Origin of the sequence: Prevotella sp. MGM1, assembly GCF_002933775.1 — a bacterium.
Classification (GTDB): Bacteria; Bacteroidota; Bacteroidia; order Bacteroidales; family Bacteroidaceae; genus Prevotella.
In genome coordinates this window covers 1-18903 of the sequence record NZ_BEWV01000066.1, presented here as the reverse complement: position 1 = coordinate 18903, position 18903 = coordinate 1, and the positions used below count along the sequence as shown (strand labels likewise).

15 protein-coding genes and 2 tRNA genes are annotated in these 18903 nt (G+C 51.2%); 8 read left to right on the top strand and 9 right to left on the bottom strand.

All coding sequences use genetic code 11. The annotated features are described in order from the left end of the window. Positions 1–4: 4 nt before the first annotated feature. Positions 5–793 carry a glycosyltransferase family 2 protein gene (locus MoGM_RS01965; protein ID WP_104368538.1) on the top strand — a complete coding sequence of 263 codons (789 nt, stop codon included), beginning with the start codon at positions 5–7 and terminating at the stop codon, positions 791–793. A 193-nt stretch (positions 794–986) separates the two neighbouring features. After that, a complete protein-coding gene (locus MoGM_RS01960; RefSeq protein ID WP_104368537.1) occupies positions 987–3113 on the top strand; it encodes a M6 family metalloprotease domain-containing protein in 2127 nt (708 codons plus the stop codon). Positions 3114–3244: 131 nt separating this feature from the next. On the opposite strand, the gene MoGM_RS01955 is transcribed toward MoGM_RS01960, so the two are convergent. After that, the gene (locus MoGM_RS01955) at positions 3245–3952 is read right to left on the bottom strand and encodes an HAD family hydrolase (RefSeq protein ID WP_233210122.1); all 708 of its coding nucleotides are present in this window, start codon (positions 3950–3952) and stop codon (positions 3245–3247) included. Between the two features lie 179 nt (positions 3953–4131). On the opposite strand from MoGM_RS01955, the gene MoGM_RS01950 reads away from it, so the two are divergent. The 5 genes from MoGM_RS01950 to MoGM_RS01930 all read left to right on the top strand — a co-directional run bounded on the left by MoGM_RS01950 (position 4132) and on the right by MoGM_RS01930 (position 9802). Further along, positions 4132–4311 (top strand): hypothetical protein, encoded by a 180-nt coding sequence (locus tag MoGM_RS01950; protein WP_104368536.1) that lies wholly within the window; start codon positions 4132–4134, stop codon positions 4309–4311. After that, positions 4298–5086 (top strand): threonine/serine exporter ThrE family protein, encoded by a 789-nt coding sequence (locus MoGM_RS01945; RefSeq protein ID WP_104368535.1) that lies wholly within the window; start codon positions 4298–4300, stop codon positions 5084–5086. The genes MoGM_RS01950 and MoGM_RS01945 overlap by 14 nt, the downstream gene beginning before the upstream one ends. A 12-nt stretch (positions 5087–5098) precedes the next feature. Then, positions 5099–5578: a threonine/serine exporter family protein gene (locus MoGM_RS01940; protein ID WP_104368534.1), complete on the top strand. Its 480-nt coding sequence runs from the start codon at positions 5099–5101 to the stop codon at positions 5576–5578. Between the two features lie 84 nt (positions 5579–5662). After that, positions 5663–6568 carry a LysR family transcriptional regulator gene (locus MoGM_RS01935; RefSeq protein ID WP_104368533.1) on the top strand — a complete coding sequence of 302 codons (906 nt, stop codon included), beginning with the start codon at positions 5663–5665 and terminating at the stop codon, positions 6566–6568. A gap of 198 nt (positions 6569–6766) precedes the next feature. Further along, on the top strand, positions 6767–9802 hold the full coding sequence (locus MoGM_RS01930) for an endo-1,4-beta-xylanase (protein WP_233210120.1): 3036 nt from the start codon (positions 6767–6769) through the stop codon (positions 9800–9802). 90 nt (positions 9803–9892) lie between these two features. Here the strand turns inward: MoGM_RS01930 and MoGM_RS01925 are convergent, their stop codons facing one another. Continuing rightward, entirely contained in the window at positions 9893–10432 is a 540-nt protein-coding gene (locus MoGM_RS01925; RefSeq protein WP_104368531.1) for a carbonic anhydrase, read from the bottom strand. Positions 10433–10748: 316 nt separating this feature from the next. Here MoGM_RS01925 and MoGM_RS01920 point away from each other — a divergent pair, with 316 nt between their 5' ends. After that, positions 10749–11300, top strand: a complete 552-nt coding sequence (locus MoGM_RS01920; RefSeq protein ID WP_104368530.1) for a DUF2500 family protein — start codon at positions 10749–10751, stop codon at positions 11298–11300. A gap of 211 nt (positions 11301–11511) precedes the next feature. On the opposite strand, the gene MoGM_RS01915 is transcribed toward MoGM_RS01920, so the two are convergent. The 7 genes from MoGM_RS01915 to argH form a co-directional block, all read right to left on the bottom strand. Further along, positions 11512–13059, bottom strand: a complete 1548-nt coding sequence (locus MoGM_RS01915) for a YifB family Mg chelatase-like AAA ATPase (protein ID WP_104368529.1) — start codon at positions 13057–13059, stop codon at positions 11512–11514. Between the two features lie 9 nt (positions 13060–13068). Further along, positions 13069–14067, bottom strand: coding sequence for a TlpA disulfide reductase family protein (locus tag MoGM_RS01910; protein WP_104368528.1), 999 nt, complete (start codon positions 14065–14067; stop codon positions 13069–13071). Between the two features lie 6 nt (positions 14068–14073). Continuing rightward, a complete protein-coding gene (locus MoGM_RS01905; protein ID WP_104368527.1) occupies positions 14074–15756 on the bottom strand; it encodes a hypothetical protein in 1683 nt (560 codons plus the stop codon). Positions 15757–15984: 228 nt separating this feature from the next. Continuing rightward, positions 15985–16070, bottom strand: a tRNA-Leu gene (locus tag MoGM_RS01900). Positions 16071–16085: 15 nt separating this feature from the next. Further along, positions 16086–16158: transfer RNA gene (locus MoGM_RS01895), tRNA-Gly, on the bottom strand. Between the two features lie 64 nt (positions 16159–16222). Continuing rightward, positions 16223–16798 (bottom strand): hypothetical protein, encoded by a 576-nt coding sequence (locus MoGM_RS01890; protein ID WP_104368526.1) that lies wholly within the window; start codon positions 16796–16798, stop codon positions 16223–16225. A gap of 109 nt (positions 16799–16907) precedes the next feature. Next, entirely contained in the window at positions 16908–18248 is a 1341-nt protein-coding gene (gene argH / locus MoGM_RS01885) for an argininosuccinate lyase (protein ID WP_104368555.1), read from the bottom strand. Between the last annotated feature and the right edge of the window lie 655 nt (positions 18249–18903).

The window sequence follows — 18903 nt, the reverse complement described above, 5'->3', positions numbered from 1 at the left end:
CCGTATGATAAGACTAAGCATCATAACCGTCACTTATAATGCACAGGAGACGTTGCCACGCACTTTAAAGAGCGTGCTCACACAGAATTATCACAACATCGAGCATATCATCGTAGACGGAGCGTCGACAGACGGAACCGTAAAAATGACCAAAGAATACAAGCGAGACAGCTATACTATACACAACAGGCGCAGGGTAATAATCGTGTCGGAACCGGACAATGGACTTTATGACGCTATGAACAAAGGATTGACAATGGCCACCGGCGACTACATCGTATTCATGAACGCCGGAGATTTCTACCCCGAAGCCTCAACCGTATCGTCAATCATAAGAAAAGCAAAGGCTAAAAAAGCGGCTATTGGCAAACTGCCCGCCGTATTGTATGGCGATACGGACATCGTGGACAGCAACGGGGTGTTTCTGCGCCGCCGGCGACTGACACCGCCGAAACAACTCACATGGCGATCGTTCAGGCACGGAATGCTCGTGTGCCATCAGGCTTTCTACGCAAGAAAAGACATAGCCAGAGGCATCGCTTACGACCTGCGATACCGCTATTCGGCCGATGTAGACTGGTGCATCAGAGTGATGAAAGAGGCTGAAAGCAGGCAACTGCCGCTCCTCAACGTACAGGCCACGATAGCAAACTACACCGAGGAGGGCCTGTCGACGAAGCATCGCCGCAGTTCCCTGAAAGAGCGTTACCGCATAATGGAAGCCCATTACGGCAGGTTCGTCACTTTGGCGATGCACTGTTGGTTTGCCGTAAGAGCGGTGATGAGGGTATGACACACGACCGGAGGCCGACTTTTGAAGATTAGCGAAATGCGGCTTTCACCATTTCGACGGCTTACACTCTCTTTTAACTCCCTTCTCTTTATTTTCTCATTTTTATTCACTAACTTTGCAAATTGCTGCGCACACTACCGAAAACAGCATATCTACAATATAAAATAACATAACAAACAAAGAACATAATGACATGAAAAAGTTATTGATGACACTGTCGTTCATCGCCACGGCAACACTTGCCATGGCCGTTCCGGCACAGCGCGGCATCTGGAAAACCGTGCGGCTGGCTGATGGAAGGGAAGTGAGAGTGGAACTGAAAGGCGACGAATTCGGACACTATTGGCAGGCGGCCGACGGAACCGGATACGTAAAGAAACAAGGAACCGATGTTTACGAGATTGCCAACAAAACCATGATAGCCGAAAGGGCGATGGAGCTGAGAAAGGAAGCCAATACAAAACGTATGCTGGCAAAAGCCGGACAAGGCCAGATGAAAGCGACAATCGGAGGAGACCACCCCGCATATACAGGTACAAAGAAAGGTCTGATAATACTCGTGGAGTTTGCCGACACCAAGTTTAAACCCGGCCACGACCAGGCACTGTACGACAGAATAGCCAACGAGGAAGGGTTCACGAGCAACGACGGATTCGTGGGCAGCGTAAAAGACTATTTCCGTGACCAGAGTGAAGGACAGTTCACACTCGACTTCGATGTGGTGGGTCCGATGACGATGCCAAAGGGATATGCCTATTACGGTGCCAACGGATACAACGGAGCAATTGACCTTAACGTGCGCAGCATGGTTGTCGAAGCCTGCCAACAAGCAGACAGCCAGGTGAACTTTGCCGATTACGACTGGGATGGCGACGGTGCCGTGGATCAGGTGTTCATCCTCTATGCCGGACGCGGCGAGGCAACAGGCGGCGACGAGAACACCATCTGGCCCCACGAGTCGCAACTCGGCTACGGAATAAAGCTCGACGGAGTCGTCATAAACACATACGCATGCAGCAACGAGATGCGCAGCGACACGCAGCCGGAAGGTATCGGAGTGATCTGCCACGAGTTTTCACACTGCATGGGACTGCCCGACATGTACGACACTCAGTACGGCGGTAACTTCGGCATGGGAGTGTGGGACATCATGGACTCGGGCAGCCATCTCGACAATGGTTTCACCCCGCCGTCATACACAAGCTACGAGCGGATGTACTGCGGATGGAAACAGCCGATAGAGATTACCGGCGACACCGTCATCACCGACATGAAAGCAATCGGCGAAGGCGGCGATACTTACATAATGTACAATCAAGGAAATAAAAACGAGTATTACCTGTTTGAAAACAGGCAACAGACCGGATGGGACAGCGAGCTTTACGGTTCGGGACTGCTCGTGCTGCACGTGGACTTCAACAAATCCGTATGGAGTTACAACATGGTTAACTGCACCACAAACCCATATATCAACGATCACCAAAGGTGCACCATCATCCATGCGGACAACAAAGACGGAAGCACATCGGCAGCTGATTTTGCCGGCGACCCGTTCCCTTACGGCTCGGTAAACTGCATCACGGCTACCACCACACCGTCAACCATGTTATACAACAAAAACACTGACGGTACTTACTATATGGACAAATCCATTCTCAACATTGCCCGTCATAACAATGGAACGGTATCGTTTGAGGTGAAAAAGAACGAAAATCTGAAACCCGAAAAACCGGAGGGCGCATTATTCTACGAATCATTCAACCTCTGTTTCGGTAATGGAGGAAACGATAATATATGGGGAGGCAACGGAGTCGGTTCCGGCTCTTTCGTTTCAGACAACACCGGATGGGTCGGAAGCAACAAATTCGGAGGCAACGGATGCGCAAGATTTGGTTCAAACCTACAAAACGGAAACACCACAACACCCGAGTTCCTAATCAATGGCAGCGCGACATTGAAATTCAAAGCGGCTCCTTGGATAGGAGATGGTGTAAACCTTACCGTAGCTGTTAGTGGAGATAATGCGTCAATAGAACACTCGACATTCACAATGACTCCAAACCGATGGAACGATTACAGCACCACAATCTCAGGAAATGGAAACATAAAAGTGACATTCAAGACTGCCAAACATCGTTTCTTCCTTGATGAGGTTCTTGTGACGCCTACCGACATCAACGGCATAGAAGACATCAAAACGACCGCAACCGAATACCGGAACGGACATATATACACAATTGACGGACGGTACATGGGAACAGATATAAACAAAGTGGGCAAGGGTATATACATTGTCGACGGACACAAGTTTGTCAAATAACCCGCTTTTCACGTATTCTATAAAATGTTAACGGCGCAAAGTCTGACGATCAGACTTTGCGCCGTTAACATTTTACATACACTTTATATATGCCTCACAGTTGTTTTACATACGCCTCACAGTCGCAAACGTTACCGACCGGACAATACCAGTGACGGCAATTCGCTGATGTGCGACAACCTGACAATCCGCTCATGGGCGTATTCCTCCGTCTTTTCCAACTCCCATGTGACGTGAAACGGGATATGAACAGCACGGGCGCCGATAGCCACCGCAGGAGCGATATCGCTGCGAAACGAGTTGCCAACCATGAGAACACGCCTTGAAACGACACCGAGACGATCGCACAGAGCGGCATGCTCACGCTCGGTCTTATCAGAAACAATCTCAACATGCTCGAAAAAACCGGCCAGTCCCGAACGGCGCAACTTATTTTCCTGATCGAGAAGCTCGCCCTTGGTGAACACTGCCATACGGTAACCGGACAGTCGGGCCAACGCATCGTAAACTCCGGGAAGCGGCACTGCCGGCATGGACAACAGCGACTTACCCATACTCACAATCTCTCCGACCATATCACCGGACACCTTTCCACCACTGACCCGCACTGCATTTTCTATGAGCGACAGCGTGAAAGCCTTGGTGCCATAGCCGAGCATAGCCATGTTCTCACGCTCTGTACGAAACAATTCGCCGGCCACCGTCTTCTCATCACCATACGACGAGAGCAACTCGCAGTAGCGGCGCTCTACCTTCTCGAAATGCGACTGACAGTCCCAAAGAGTATCATCGGCATCAAACACGATGACCTCTATACCATCCGAAAACATATTATCCATTCCTATACTTTTGATTTTACAGGATGACAAAATTACTTAAAATATAATTAAAAGACAAATAAATACCTCCTTATATACCATTTACCGATAGCCGCTATTCACAATAACGCATCCAAATCATTTTCCGCCCGACAATCATGCCGTAACTTTGCCGGATGAATACAAAAAAACGATAAGTTATGACAACAGCTATATTACTATCCGACGAAGCGCTGCCAATATACGGATGCCTCATTTTCGTGGCTTTCGTGGCATTCGGCGACACAGTGTGCAAAAAATTAAGCTCACTGAACAAGAAACACCATATCATATCATGGGACAACGACACAATATATTCAACAGACGATGACGACAATTAGACACACAACCACCGACAGGCATGAGCTTGAAACATTCCTGTGCGACTATGCCGCGACACTGCTTGAATGCGGAGCCACAACGGTAAGGATAGAGAAAAACGTTCTACGCATGGCAGAGGCATACGGCAGCGAGACGGAAGTAAACATCTATCCGCGCCACGTGGAAGTAGTGGTAAAAGGCAAGGCGGCAGGCAGCATCATCGTCAGGAGCAAGGCTACATGCCTATGCGCCGTGAACTATCACACTGTGAAATCGCTAAGCAAACTAAGCCTCCACTGCCGTGAGCGACATCTGCCGCTCGGCACGGCAATCATGCTATACCGAAAAGTGACAGGCACGCCGAGAATACCTTTTCCGGCAGTGACCGCCCTCACCTCTCTTGCCAATGCATCGTTCTGCCGTCTGTTCGGAGGCGACGGCATGGCAATGCTCATAGTGCTCGTTGCCACGGCCTGCGGTTTTTACGTCAAAGACGCCTTGCACAGAAAGTGGCATATCGACCCACGCCTATCCATCATAGCCGCAAGCTGCATATCTGCCGTAATGTCGTGCTCAGCACGTGTTTTCAGTTGGAGCGGCACTCCCGACACCGCACTGGCCACAAGTGTGCTCTACCTCGTGCCGGGAATACATTACATGAATGCCGTGAGCGACCTGATCAACGGTCACCACATCTGCGCCATGAGCCGGTTCATCACGGCCTCGACCACCACCATTTGCCTGTCTGCCGGGTTATACCTCTGCTTATTGATAATGAACATCAACATCATGTAAACAAACATAAGTATGACATACATTTTGGAAGATTGCATCTTTGCGGCGATTGCCGCCATCGGTTTCGGCAGTATAAGCAATGTGCCTGTCAGAAACTTTTCAGACTGCGCCCTGCTTGCCGCCGCAGGCCACGGCACGAGAACACTGCTGACCGACAGGCTCGACATGTCCGTCATTACGGCAAGTTTTATCGGCAGCCTCGTTATCGGCCTGCTGGCCGTGCCTCTATCATCACACAGGAAAGCCCCGGCCGAGAGCATCTCGTTTCCGGCTTTGCTGCCAATGATTCCCGGCATGTACGCTTACCGCACGATACAAGCTTTCCTGCTCTGCATACGCCACGCTTCGGAAAACGACTTCATGCACCACCTATATCAACTGAACTACAACGGCTTTCTATGCTGCTCCATCATCGTACTTATGTTCATCGGAGTGACCGTGCCCATATTCTGCCTGGGCAAATATTCCCCACAGGACACAAAGTTAAAATGACATTATAAATGCCGGACGAAAGTTTTTTTGAGCAAAACGATGTATCTTTGCACATAGAAAAACCTAAGAAACGACCATTAATACATGGAACTAAGACACCTGAAATCATTTATACAGGCGGCGAGAACACTGAATTTCTCTGAGGCCGCACGCGCCACATGCGTCACACAGAGCACTTTCTCGCAGACTATAAAGCAACTGGAAGACGAGCTCGGCTGCGCCCTGTTTTTCAGAAACTCGCACGAAGTGGCACTCACCGAACCGGGAAAGGAACTGCTCCCATTTGCCGAGAGAGCCATACAGACAGCCGACGACTGCGCCAACCGCATGGAAGATCTGAAAAACATGAAATGCGGGACATTGAACATCGGAGTGACACACTCGTTCAACATGGTGATGCACGAGACCATAAAAGACTTCATCAAACGCTATCCGGAGATACGCCTGAATGTGGTATACATGCCCATGGCCGAACTGATAGAAAGACTGTCGAAGAGAGAACTGGACTTCGTGCTGTCTTTCCGGCCGCAAGGCCACTATCCGCAGATAGAATCGCATATCCTTTTTGAAGACCGCCTGTCTGTGATCGCACGGAAGGACCATCCTCTGGCCAGAAAAGAAAGCATATCGCTCACCGACCTTTCCGACTATCCGATAGCATTGCCGGCCAAAGGACTGCAAGCGCGCAAAGTGTTGGAGAGCATATTGCCCGATGGCAACGCCGAGCTTAACGTGCATATAGAGATGAACGAGGTGACACCGCTTCTGCGCATTGTCCGCAACACCGGTATATGCACAATACTATCCGGCTCGGCCACCGAAGACGCGGAAGACCTTAAAGCCATTCCAATCTGTCACGAACGATGCAGGATGGAAGGTTCCGTGCAGACATTGAAAGGATGTTACAGAAAGGCGGCCGCCAAAGAATTCATACGTATTCTCAGTGAGACCTCATTGGTAAGAAAACGTATCAGCGAATGGCTTGCATGACAACCGTCCGCCATAGACAACAATAAAGCCACGTATACCGACAACTTCATTTTATCGAGACCGGATATTTGCCTTCCACAATGATTATTCACCGCTTATTTCTGCGTTTTGAGAAAAAACAAGTAACTTTGTAGCCTTGATATCGTTATGAACGGTTGAATTATAAATATTACTAATAAAAAGGATCATATTTAAATCATGAGAAGAAAATTCTTTGGCATGGTCGCTGCTGTCTTTGCGGCATGGTGTGGAAATAGCAATGCCGCACCGCTGACAGTATGTGACTTCGAGAACTACGCAGTAGGCACGGAATGGGTATTATGGCGAAACGGCGACGGAGAGATCGCGTCGACGGCAAAAGTGGAAACAGACCCGGCAAACCCGAACAACAAGGTACTGCACGTCGTGTTGAAAGACTGGGGATGCCATCCCGAATTCATATTGCCCACAGAGCTGAGGGGCAAAGCGATTACAGACCGCTACCAGACAGTGAGATACGACCTCTACCGCAGCACCGAAGAGGTTGACGACTGGAAACAGTTTGCCGCCTTCATCGGTACGCAAGAGGTATACCGTGACGAAGGTTACCCGCACCAAGGCGACAAGGGGAAATGGCAGACCAAGGCATATACTCTGAAAGAAGTGGCCGAAGACAATAACTCTGACGTAATCCGCCTCGGCATACACCACAACAATTCAGACTTCTACATAGACAACATACAACTGGTGGGAGAGCTGGACGACTACATCACCCCGGAAGACGGAGAGACACTCGATTATTGCGTCAAAAACTCGTCAAGCTCCTACAAGAACATATCGGACAACATATACATCCCTGTCGGGCAGACGGCCAACGTCCGCACATCCCGTTACTCGGAGTGGACCGGCAAAGTGGCAGGTGGCGGAACGCTGAACATCTATGCCGGAGGCGAACGCTCATACATAGGAACGGCTAACAGCAAAGGCACCACATATCCAGAGTGGAACGCCATGACTGGCGACATACACGTGTTCCCATACAAAGGAATGGAAGCAAACTGCGGTTTCTACGGCTTGCTGCTGAGCAGCGGAACATTCCAACCCGACAATATCGAGGCTTCTCGCGGCAACACCATATTCGCCGACAAGAAAGTGGTGCTGCACAATGGAGCGACAATAGCCGTGGAGTCGGGCACAAGAGGCATCAGAATAGGTGAGCTGAACACGGAAGAAGGAAGCGTGCTCGACGGATATTATAAGAAAAGCTCGGCCAACTCCTACTACGTTATCGGCGCAAACAATACCGACGCCGTTCTCGCAGGAAAGATATATGCGTCAAACGAGGGCAACAAGATAGGACTGATAAAGGAAGGCAAGGGTACATACACCATCACCGGCAACGACAATAACATCAGTGCCGGAATACGCCTGCTCGACGGAACATTGGTTATCGACAACGACGCGGCGGCGGCACAATCCGGCAAAAAGAGCGGAGCCGTGGGCGGCAGCGGCACTGTGTTCGTGTTCAAGGGTACTACATTGGCCGGCAACGGAAACGTGGCCGCACAGACAGAGGTATACGGCAATGTAGCTCCCGGCACCAAGAATCCCGGCACTCTGCATATCGCCAACTATGCGGCGGCGACATCAGACGTAAACATAACCCTACACCCGGAGGCAAACATCATTTGCAGAGTCAAGAACACCGAAGAGCACGACCTGCTCGACATAAAGGGTACACTGGCATACAACAACAAGACACAGGACTTCGAGACATCGGAGAAAATGCCACGCCTGACAATAGCGCTCACAGAAGACGCCAAACTGACGGTGAACGATGAGATTACACTGCTCACCGCAACGAAGAAACAGGGTAACGACTGGGGCTTCCGGTTCAGATATCCGAAAGACTACACATGGGTCGTGGAGCAGCGCGAGAATACCGACGGCTCTTACAGCGTGGTGGCAAAGGTGACCTCGCTGGATTACAGCGGCCAGGGCGAAGTGGAAGATGATGACGACGACACAGGTAACAAAGGCGAGTATCCGGATGACGACTGGACGGCAGACATGACTGACGACACCCCGCTGCGCACATACGCACAGAAGCTCGGCAAGAACATCGGTATGGCCGTGGCAAGCTATCGCTACGATTGCAGCCGCGACGACGGTGAAGCCGGACTGGCGGGCATGGAGTTCAACATCATCGTAGGTGAGAACGAGATGAAATTCGACGCCACGGAACCGAGTCAGGGCAACTTCAACTACGGAGGTTCTGACGCGGTGATGTGGGTGGCCGACCGATTCGACCAGGAAGTGAGAGGGCACACACTGGCATGGCACCAGCAGGTTCCCACATGGCTGAGCAAGGACGGAAAGAAGAACGACCATAACTTTACCAAACGCGAGTTGCTTGACATACTGAAGAACCATATCTTCAACGTGGTGGGCAACTACAAGGGAAGAATCCGCGAATGGGACGTATGCAACGAAGTGCTCGACGACGACCAGAGCATCGTGCGCACAGACCCCGACGCATACAAGCTCAGACCATCAATATGGGCGACATACATCGGCGAGGAGTTCATCGACTCGGCATTCGTATGGGCGCATCAGGCCGACCCGCAGGCAAAGCTTTACATCAACGAATACGGCGCCGAGTTCATGGGCGGCACGAAAACCGAGGCATACTTCAACCTCGTGAAGAGACTGAAAGCGTCGAAACTGCCGATAGACGGTGTCGGACTGCAATGCCACCTGACTACCGGAGAGCTTGACACGCTAAAACTGGAAAAGAACATCAGACGTTACGCCGACATTGACATGAAGTGCATCATCACCGAACTTGACATTGCACTGGCCAATCCATACGCGTCGGACGCTCTCGACATACAGGCAAAAGAATACGGAGCCATCACGCGAGTATTCCTCAGAAACGAGAACTGCCCGTCGATGCTGATATGGGGTATATCGGACAATCACTCATGGAGACAGAACCAACCGCTGATGTTCGACAGCAACCTGAAAGCCAAACCTGCATACTACAACGTGCACGCACAACTGAGACTCGCTGCGGAAAAGATGCAGGAAGACAGCATCGGACAAATATCCGACAATGACAAAGCGGGCATTCCGGTTTCCGTCATCCGCATGAATGCAAACGGACAAATCGTGAACAAGGCCAAAGGTCTCGTAATCGAGAAGCGTATCTACTCTGACGGCAGCTGCAAAGTGGAGAAGAAGATATACAAATAAAAAAACGACATAAAAATGCGGGCGTACCGATAATCGGTACGCCCGCATTTTTATGTCAAACGTTCATCATGCAACGGTCGGACACCGCGTTCACAGGGTTGTAAGCTCACCCGTGGTAGAGTCCATTATATAACCGGCCACGCGAATATCGGCCGCCATCAACGGATGATTGGCTATAAGATCGACGGTTTCAAGCACGGCATCGGCACTGTTTTCAAATCCGTGAAGCCAACCGTCAAGGTCAATACCGCAATGGCGCATCAAAGTGATATGCTCCTCACTGATGCCTCGCTCACGCATAAGGTCAAGCATCTCGGCTGCGTTCATACCCTGCACTCCGCATCCGGTATGCCCTATCACCATTATCTCGTTTACTCCGAGTTCATATACGGCCACCAGAAGCGACCGCATCGTAGAGTCAAACGGATTGACAATCGTACCTCCGGCGTTCTTTATTATCTTCACATCGCCGTTGCGAAGCCCCAATGCCGCCGGCAACAGTTCCACGAGCCGGGTATCCATGCAAGTGACGATGGCAATACGCTTGTCCGGATATTTCGACGTGACAAACCTCTCATACCCCTTTGAGGCGACAAACTCCCTGTTGTAATTCAAAATCTCGTCTATCATAAATTAATGTAATGTCAGCTATGTTATCGGAAAACAAAATTACGCAAAATATCCCATACACCAAATGACTGCCGCCTGTTTTTTATTACCGACCTGCAATATAAATGCTTAAAACGGTCAAGGGCCTATCACTACCATGATGAGGAAATTTTTACCAGGCAATACAGGCTGTGCCTTACATCACAAAAAAACATCGTCATAAGTAATATGGCTTCATATTATATCGTAACGAAATGGCCGCATGACGATAAAAAACGAATTAAACAGGCAATAATAAGCCAGCTTTTGAGTAACTTTGCCTAAAAGGTCATATTTTATGAAAACAATGTCTTCTACAACAATAACAATTACGGGAATAATCGTTCTTGTGTGCCTGAATACATGGAACATTATGATTTATCATCAGACACTCACCGATTGGACACCCATTCTCGCCATTGCGACAGCGGGCACGGCGCTCCTGTGGCTACCGACAAAAAAAATATGGAAACGCATGTTCCCATCAACAAAGACATGGGTACGGGCCACGGCGCATGCCATCACGGCGGCCAGCCTCATCGTCTTTGTCATATTGGCGGGAAATTACTATATTGAAGACGCTTCGTCCGAACACCGGGAAGAAGTTACCGTGCAGCGGAAGTTCAGCAGGAAACGCCAACAGACACGACGCATACGTGGACGGGTATATTCAAGCGGAAAGACTTATTACGTGTATTACATGACAGTAAAGTTTGACAACGGCCGGACAAAAGAGATGCAAATAAGCCTGAAACAATATAACAGGATACGAACCGGAACACGATATCACCTGCAAATAGGTAAAGGCGCTTTCGGGCTGCCTATCATCAAGAGCAGGAACATAATGTGATTTTTCACAGTGGGAGCCATAATCAATTTGCAGGTATGCCATTTCCCGCAACTTTTCAAACAGTTTTTATCAATAAAGGCCCGACAGTATTAAAATAGAAAATTAAAAAGGCTTTCTTGCACGCCGTACATGGCTGTTTGGCAAATATAGATGATGTTTTAACTTTACGTATACAGGTGGGTGCCTACCGCAATGCCCACATGTATTAAACTTACACTCCCCTCTCTGCCCAGTCGCCCCTGTCGAGATTTCTATATCCGATGGCCTCGGCAAGGTGATGCGACAATACATCGGCCGACCCTTCGAGGTCTGCTATTGTCCGGGCCACTTTGAGTATCCGGCTGTACGCCCGGGCTGAGAGAGACAGCCTCTCCATTGCCATGCGGAGCATATCGAGCGACGACGCATCGGGTTCCGCATACCGATGAATCATGCGCTCGGTCATCTGTGCGTTGCAGTGTATGCCCTTAAAGTCTTTAAAGCGCCGCTCCTGAAGATGGCGCGCGGCAATGACGCGCTCGCGGATGTCGGCCGACGGTTCGCCCTGTTCTCCCTTCGATATGTCGCTGAACGGCACCGGCGTTATCTCCGTCTGTATGTCTATGCGGTCAAGCAACGGTCCGCTGATTTTGTTCATATATCGCTGTATCTGTCCGGGAGAGCACACGCAGCGGTGCGTCGGGTCGCCGTAATACCCGCACGGACAGGGATTCATCGAAGCCACGAACATAAACGAGCATGGATATTCCACCGTATATTTTGCCCTGCTTATTGTTATATGCCTGTCTTCAAGCGGTTGCCTCATGACTTCAAGCACCGTACGGTTGAACTCCGGCAACTCGTCGCAGAACAGCACACCGTTATGGGCAAGCGAAATTTCTCCCGGCTGGGGATTGTGCCCGCCACCGACAAGAGCAACCTGCGATATGGTATGATGAGGAGCGCGAAACGGCCTCTGGGTAATCAGGGACGTGTCACGGCTGAGCTTGCCGGCGACACTGTGTATCTGCGTTGTCTCAAGACTCTCCGAGAGAGACAGCGGCGGGAGTATCGACGGCAACCGTTTGGCCATCATCGACTTGCCGCTGCCCGGCGGGCCTATCATTATCAGGTTATGACCGCCGGCGGCGGCCACTTCAAGCGCCCGTTTCACGCTCTGCTGTCCACGGACATCGGCAAAATCAAGCTCAAAAGTACTCTGCCGCTCATAAAACTCCTTGCGGGTATCCGTCACGGTGGGCTCTACCGACGTGTCACCATTGAAGAATGCTATGACTTGGGTGATGTTTTCCATACCGTACACGTCGATATTGTTCACCACGGCCGCTTCCCGTATGTTCTGCTTCGGCACTATAAGCCCTTTGAAACGGTCGGCTCTGGCCTTTATGGCTATGGGCAACGCTCCGCGCACAGGCTGCAAGCGCCCGTCCAACCCCAGCTCCCCTATCATCATATAATCACCGAGCCGACAGGCGTCTATCTTCCCGTTGGCCGCCAATATGCCTATCGCCAACGGCAGGTCGTAGCCGCTTCCCTCCTTGCGGATGTCGGCCGGCGCCATGTTCACGGTTATATCGGCCACCGGAAACTTATATCCGTTGTTTTGAAGAGCCGCAACAATGCGGTCGTGACTCTCCCTGACAGCGACATCCGCAAGCCCCGTGAGGTGATACATCACCCCTCGTGACATGCAGACCTCTATGGTGACGGTTATGGCTTCAAGTCCGGGCACCGCCGCACAGTATGTTTTTACAAGCATTATCGTGTTTTATTTCAGTATCGATTCGGTTTTCTCTTCCAGTTCACGGGCGGTCAGGTTGGAGGCTATGACCTTGCCTTTGGCATCGAACACAATGTTGCCCGGCACGGTGGAAAGTCCCAGGCTGCTTATCACAGGGGAGTCCCACATACGGCCGTCGCAGATATTGGGCCAGTCTACGGAGTCTCTTTCAAGCGCGGCGTTGCAGTCAGCGGCCCAGGCATCGACGCTGATGCTCATCACAGACATGTCCGCCCCGTACTTCTTCTTCAATCCTTTTATCCGCCTCAACATCGCCTGACTGTCGTAATTCCACGATGCCCACAGGCAGACGATGTTCACTTTGCCGTCCATCATCGCCCTGTCCACTATCTTTCCGTCCGTATCCGTGGCACGGAAGTCGACCGGCCTGCCGCCTTTCCGCGCCGCTTGCAGGCTTTTCAACTGCTTGTTGAGCGCGGCCAGCCTACGGTTGGCGTTATTTGCCTTAATCATCAGGGCGGTCAGCTCATACGCTTTCCCGTAATCGGGCGTCCCTTTCATGATGATGTATCGCTCCACGGCATACATAGCGGCCGACGACAACGGATTTTCCCTTACGAATTCTTCCACGGCGGCGGTAATCTCCGGCGGTGACAACTTGTTAATCCGCATGCGCAAATCGGTCATCAACTCATTATCGGCCGTGCCCTCGATCTCCATTTCCTTCAAGTTTGACACGTCGCCGCTGATTGTAGCCGTGGCTCCCGGCTCTCCGAACACCGCCTGCTCCGAGAAATTGGGAAACACGATGACGAATGTGGCGGGTCTTTCGAGGTCCGTCTCATACGCAAAACGGCCGTCGGCGACTTTTATCGTGTCCATGCCGTCGGCCGCCCCGTCCCTGCTGTATACATAGAACTCACCCTGATTCAAGTTTCTGAACCGGCCTTCGATACGGAAACGTCCGCTCTCGGCACCGCATGAAACCAGTATCAGGGTGAGCAATAAAAATCCGGTAAACCGCATTTTTCCTTATTTGCTGATGTTCCTTAGTTCGAGATCAGCGGCCGCATACCTGGCCAGCGAGGCATCCTTTGCCACAGCAGTGCGCAGTGCGGCTGCCGCTTCGGTGTTATTGCCTTGGCGAGCGTTGAGCACCGCTTTAAGATACGATGTCATGGCGTCGGCATTCTTCACGTTGTTCAGCGTGGTGGCAGCGGCAGCGTAGTTCTTGTTCAGTATCTGCGCCAGTGCCGCACTGTTGGAGCTCACCTTGCCGAAGTCGCGCTCAGCCTGTGCATAGTTACCTTGCGCAAGATGCAGGTTACCGAGCGCCTCGGCATATCCGCTTGCTCCCGTGCCTTTTGCTATATATCCTTCGGCAGCGTTCAGGTCTCCTTCCTGCAAGGCCATGAGTCCGAGATTTATGTTAGCCTCGGCACTGTTGGCATTGATCGCCGTGGCCTTTGCTATGTATCTCTTTGCCTCCACGTTGTTACCCTTTGCCATTTCCATTGCCGCAATGTTGTTGTACGCACGGCAATCATTGGGATATATCTCGGTGGTCTTCTTGTAGATGGCTTCCTGCTCAGCGGGGTTTTCGGACAGAGTGGCGGCATAAAGCATCTCTTCCACGCTGAGTTGCTTGGCGTCTTTAGACAACTGTGCCATGATCTGCTCGTCATCACGACCTACAACCTCGTAATTGATTGTAAGGCGCGCGCGGCGCAACTGCGGCAGAATGCCGTCGGCAAGCTCACGGAACGCCTGGCTGATATTCTTTATCTGCTGTTCTCTCTCCTCGGGATCTTTATACATCGAGAGCACTCTCAGTATCACGTCCTTGTCCTGTATGTCAGACGCTTTGACCAGTTCCTGAAATCCTTCCCAGTCCTGTGCCGTATAGCCGCCGTCCACCGGAGCGTCAAGTTTGGCGCTCTTCAACTGCTGCTGCACATATTTCTCCGATGTCTGGCGACGCTTGTCGGCCAGTTTCTCGTTTAGTTTGAAGCCTCCGTCGGGCGACGCGTATGCCGATACCTCCACGTTGTTTAGAATGAGTCCCTCCTGATTGTCGTTTATATCCTTGAGCAGTCTGACAAACTCGGTCACCGAGTTGTTTTTCAGCTCGCTCTTGCGTAGTGTGGCCTGCTGGATGAGGAACTTGATGTTGGCCTCCTGCTTCTGCTGTGTCACACGCTGGAATGCGTCGGGAGCTATGCTGCTCTCGGCCGTGCGCACTGTCGTCTTGCACAGCTCTGACGTGGCTATGACACCTGTTGCCACCTTAACCGCAGGTACCTCTACCTCTTTCTTGCCCACACGGGCGTTGAAAGTGAGATACATGTCGCTCTTCTGCATTTCGGGAACGTACTTGAAACTGGTCTTCATCGTGTAGTTTCCGCCCACGAGATATGATATTGTCTGGTCGTTACCTTCCACTTTCTCGCCTTGGAACGTAGCGCTCGCGCCCCGGGCCACCATGCCGTCGGCATATCGCAACTCGGGCGTTACCGTCACCACAGCCTTTTTCTTCATGTACTTCTCGGGGAACATACCGTTTATCGTGGCAGGCACCTGACCGGAATGGGCTTCCAGCGGGTCGGGAACGACCTTGAAATTGTCTGCCGAAAGCGCCCCGAGCTTTGAGGAGCATGACGTTGAAAGCAGCATCATCGATGCCGCGGAAAGTAATAATAGATTATTCTTCTGCATATTTATTAATGTATTAAGTTATTCAACTGTTATGCAAAGATAAACATCTGCGATGATTAAGCACCCCTTTTAATGTTTTATTTTACTTTATTAGCACTTTTAAAGGTAAAAAAGTAAAAAGGGTAGAAAAGTAAAAAGGTAGAAAAGCTTTGGAGACGGCTTGTCCAACGGCATGCCGCACGGCTTTTTTACCTTTTTACTTTTTTACCCTTTTACCTTTACACACCGTGCCGCGAGCGGGACTCGAACCCGCACGGCCATCACTGGCCAAGGGATTTTAAGTCCCTCGTGTCTACCAATTCCACCATTGCGGCATCCATGTATCAGTGAGCGGAAAACGGGACTCGAACCCGCGACCCCGACCTTGGCAAGGTCGTGCTCTACCAACTGAGCTATTTCCGCATTCTTATTGCGGGTGCAAAGGTAGCGCTATTTATCGTAACGGCCAAACGTTTTTACAAAAAAATCAGTTGTATACCGTCATCTCAACGCCGTTATAACCAATCTTGTATCGCATCAGCGGCCTGCCGCCAGTCTCCGTCGGCCGGCCGTCGTAGTTCAGCTCATAGCTCCGCTTGCATTTGCCGCACGTCACGGCCTGCCCGCCCCTCGTCCATGCCAGCAGGATACTCACTCCCGAGATGTCGCCGGTAACAATGCAGTTGGGACACTGGCTGTCGTAGGCACACGGTCCGTTAAACACCGAGCAGCCTACGATTATACTGTTTGCCGCCCCCACGTTTCCTATCCTGTAGTTTTCTCTGTCTGTGGTGATTGGCAGGTCTTCGGTATCGATGCCATTGTTGGACGATATGGACAGCCTGTTTATACCCTGCGTCTTGCGCACGTCAACCCGCACGAACGAGCCGGGGTTGTCCATCACCCGCGTAAGCAGGCTCGTAGGGTGCAGCCGGGTGTCGAAAGCGAAAGCACACGGATAGTTGCTTCCGTATGTCTCCTCGGCTTTGTCGCACGAGCAGAGCGACGCGACGGCGAGCAGCACCGGAAGAACGGTATTGATGATTGTCTTGCGTATTGTCATTGCTGTTTTTATCTTGTAATGGTTCCGACAAGAATGGTTTTCCCGATCTTGTTTCTTAATGCCAAATCCCCGTGAAAGCGTACTCTCCCGCGACCCGGGAACCGGAAAGCTATCTCGAAAGCAGTGTTCGCTCCGCCTCCTCGGCCTTGTCGAAACCGAAGCCGGCCATCGTGCCGGCCATCATAGCCCTTATGCTGTCGTTCATCAGGTTGCCGATGCTCCCCTCATGCGTATGGCGGATATTGCGGTCGGGCACGAACGTGCCGGCCTCGATGTCCAGTCCCACCTTCTTATATGCGTCACGGAACGGCATTCCGGCGGCCGCGAGGCGGTTGACCTCCTCCACAGAGAACATCGGGTCATACATCTTGTCATCCAGCACACCCTCATTAACCTCGATACGGCTGATGATATACGCCGCCATGCGCAGACAGTCTTTCAGCTCGCCGAACGCAGGCAGAAACGTCTCCTTTATTATCTGCAAGTCACGGAAATAGCCGGTGGGCAGGTTGTTCATTATCAGCGTTATCTGTTGCGGCAGCGCCTGCAACTTGTTGCTCTTGGCACGTATAAGCTCAAACACATCGGGGTTTTTCTTGTGCGGCATTATCGAGCTGCCCGTGGTGCACTCCCGTGGCAACCTGACGAACCCAAAGTTCTGGCTGTTGAACATACATGCGTCATAAGCCAGCTTGGAAAGCGTGCCCGCTATCGAGGCCATGGCGAAAGCCACATTACGCTCCGTCTTGCCCCGACCCATCTGGGCGTATACCACGTTATAGTCCATCGAGTCAAACCCGAGCAGTTCGGTGGTCATCGTCCTGTTCAGCGGAAACGAGCTGCCATAACCCGCAGCCGACCCGAGCGGATTGCGGTTTGCCATGCGGTAGGCCGCCTGCAAGAACAGCATATCATCGGCAAGGCTCTCGGCGTGCGCTCCGAACCACAATCCAAACGAGCTTGGCATCGCCACCTGCAAGTGTGTGTAGCCCGGCATGAGCACGTTCTTATACTCATCGCTTTTGGCCAACAGCTCGTCAAACAGGCCGCCGGTTGCCATGGCGATCTCTTTCAACTCGTGGCGGATGAACAGTTTGAGGTCTACCAGCACCTGGTCGTTCCGCGACCGCCCGCTGTGTATCTTCTTTCCCATATCGCCGAGACGGCGGGTGAGCATCAGTTCTACCTGCGAGTGCACGTCTTCAACACCATCCTCAATCATAAAACCGCCACGCTCGCACAAATCGTATATCCGCCGAAGCTCGGCCAGCAGTTCGGCCAGCTCGGCCTTTTCCAGCAGTCCTATGCTTTCGAGCATCTTGATGTGAGCCATGGAACCGAGCACATCGTACCGGGCGAGATAGATATCCATCTCGCGGTCGCGCCCCACGGTAAAGCGCTCTATCTCACTGTTTATCGCAAAATCCTTTTCCCAGAGTTTGTTTGCCATTGCCATTATTCTATAAAATATGTGTCGCCGACAGTGGCGACAACGGTTTCCGATTGCAAAAATAAGAAATAAAATCGAGACGGCGGGCAAAGGCAACAGCCTATTTTCAGGATTTGCCCCACGCCAATCACACATCGGGAAAAAACAACCGCAAAAGTCACAGCTCCGTTATCCCTCCGCCTGTCGACATGATTACTGTGCGCTTTATGTTCTCCGTGGTTGTACGAGAGGTACGTCACAGTGTCATGATTTTATCACTAATTTAACACTTTCTTTTTCCATGAAATAGAAAACGGAAACGATACCGATTGCGATATACAACACGATAGAGCGCCCGGCAGAAAACCGAAAATCCGTCTTTTTCCCGCAACGGGGCACCCGTTGGAAGCCGTTTGGCAGGTAATCGCGAGCCATTTAGATACTAAACGGAAGCCAACGGGATACTAAATGCAGACCAACGGGACGCTAATCGGATTGCACAAACCTTGAAAACGAAGAGTGCTTGACATGCGGACGAAACAAAATTCATATATAATACTGACTATCAACCAATTGCGCAAAACATCAAAATACCGCGATATTTACGGCAACAGGATTTCCATTTTTAAACGGGCGAGTTTTGAACAGCGTTTTGTAAATATTATTACCAACGTCC

Bases quoted from the DNA above. Each gene is read 5' to 3' on its own strand.
- MoGM_RS01965 (WP_104368538.1), top strand. From the start codon at position 5: ATGATAAGACTAAGCATCATAACCGTCACTTATAATGCACAGGAGACG.
- MoGM_RS01960 (WP_104368537.1), top strand. From the start codon at position 987: ATGAAAAAGTTATTGATGACACTGTCGTTCATCGCCACGGCAACACTT.
- MoGM_RS01955 (WP_233210122.1), bottom strand. From the start codon at position 3,952: ATGGATAATATGTTTTCGGATGGTATAGAGGTCATCGTGTTTGATGCC.
- MoGM_RS01950 (WP_104368536.1), top strand. From the start codon at position 4,132: ATGACAACAGCTATATTACTATCCGACGAAGCGCTGCCAATATACGGA.
- MoGM_RS01945 (WP_104368535.1), top strand. From the start codon at position 4,298: ATGACGACAATTAGACACACAACCACCGACAGGCATGAGCTTGAAACA.
- MoGM_RS01940 (WP_104368534.1), top strand. From the start codon at position 5,099: ATGACATACATTTTGGAAGATTGCATCTTTGCGGCGATTGCCGCCATC.
- MoGM_RS01935 (WP_104368533.1), top strand. From the start codon at position 5,663: ATGGAACTAAGACACCTGAAATCATTTATACAGGCGGCGAGAACACTG.
- MoGM_RS01930 (WP_233210120.1), top strand. From the start codon at position 6,767: ATGAGAAGAAAATTCTTTGGCATGGTCGCTGCTGTCTTTGCGGCATGG.
- MoGM_RS01925 (WP_104368531.1), bottom strand. From the start codon at position 10,432: ATGATAGACGAGATTTTGAATTACAACAGGGAGTTTGTCGCCTCAAAG.
- MoGM_RS01920 (WP_104368530.1), top strand. From the start codon at position 10,749: ATGAAAACAATGTCTTCTACAACAATAACAATTACGGGAATAATCGTT.
- MoGM_RS01915 (WP_104368529.1), bottom strand. From the start codon at position 13,059: ATGCTTGTAAAAACATACTGTGCGGCGGTGCCCGGACTTGAAGCCATA.
- MoGM_RS01910 (WP_104368528.1), bottom strand. From the start codon at position 14,067: ATGCGGTTTACCGGATTTTTATTGCTCACCCTGATACTGGTTTCATGC.
- MoGM_RS01905 (WP_104368527.1), bottom strand. From the start codon at position 15,756: ATGCAGAAGAATAATCTATTATTACTTTCCGCGGCATCGATGATGCTG.
- MoGM_RS01890 (WP_104368526.1), bottom strand. From the start codon at position 16,798: ATGACAATACGCAAGACAATCATCAATACCGTTCTTCCGGTGCTGCTC.
- argH (WP_104368555.1), bottom strand. From the start codon at position 18,248: ATGGCAAACAAACTCTGGGAAAAGGATTTTGCGATAAACAGTGAGATA.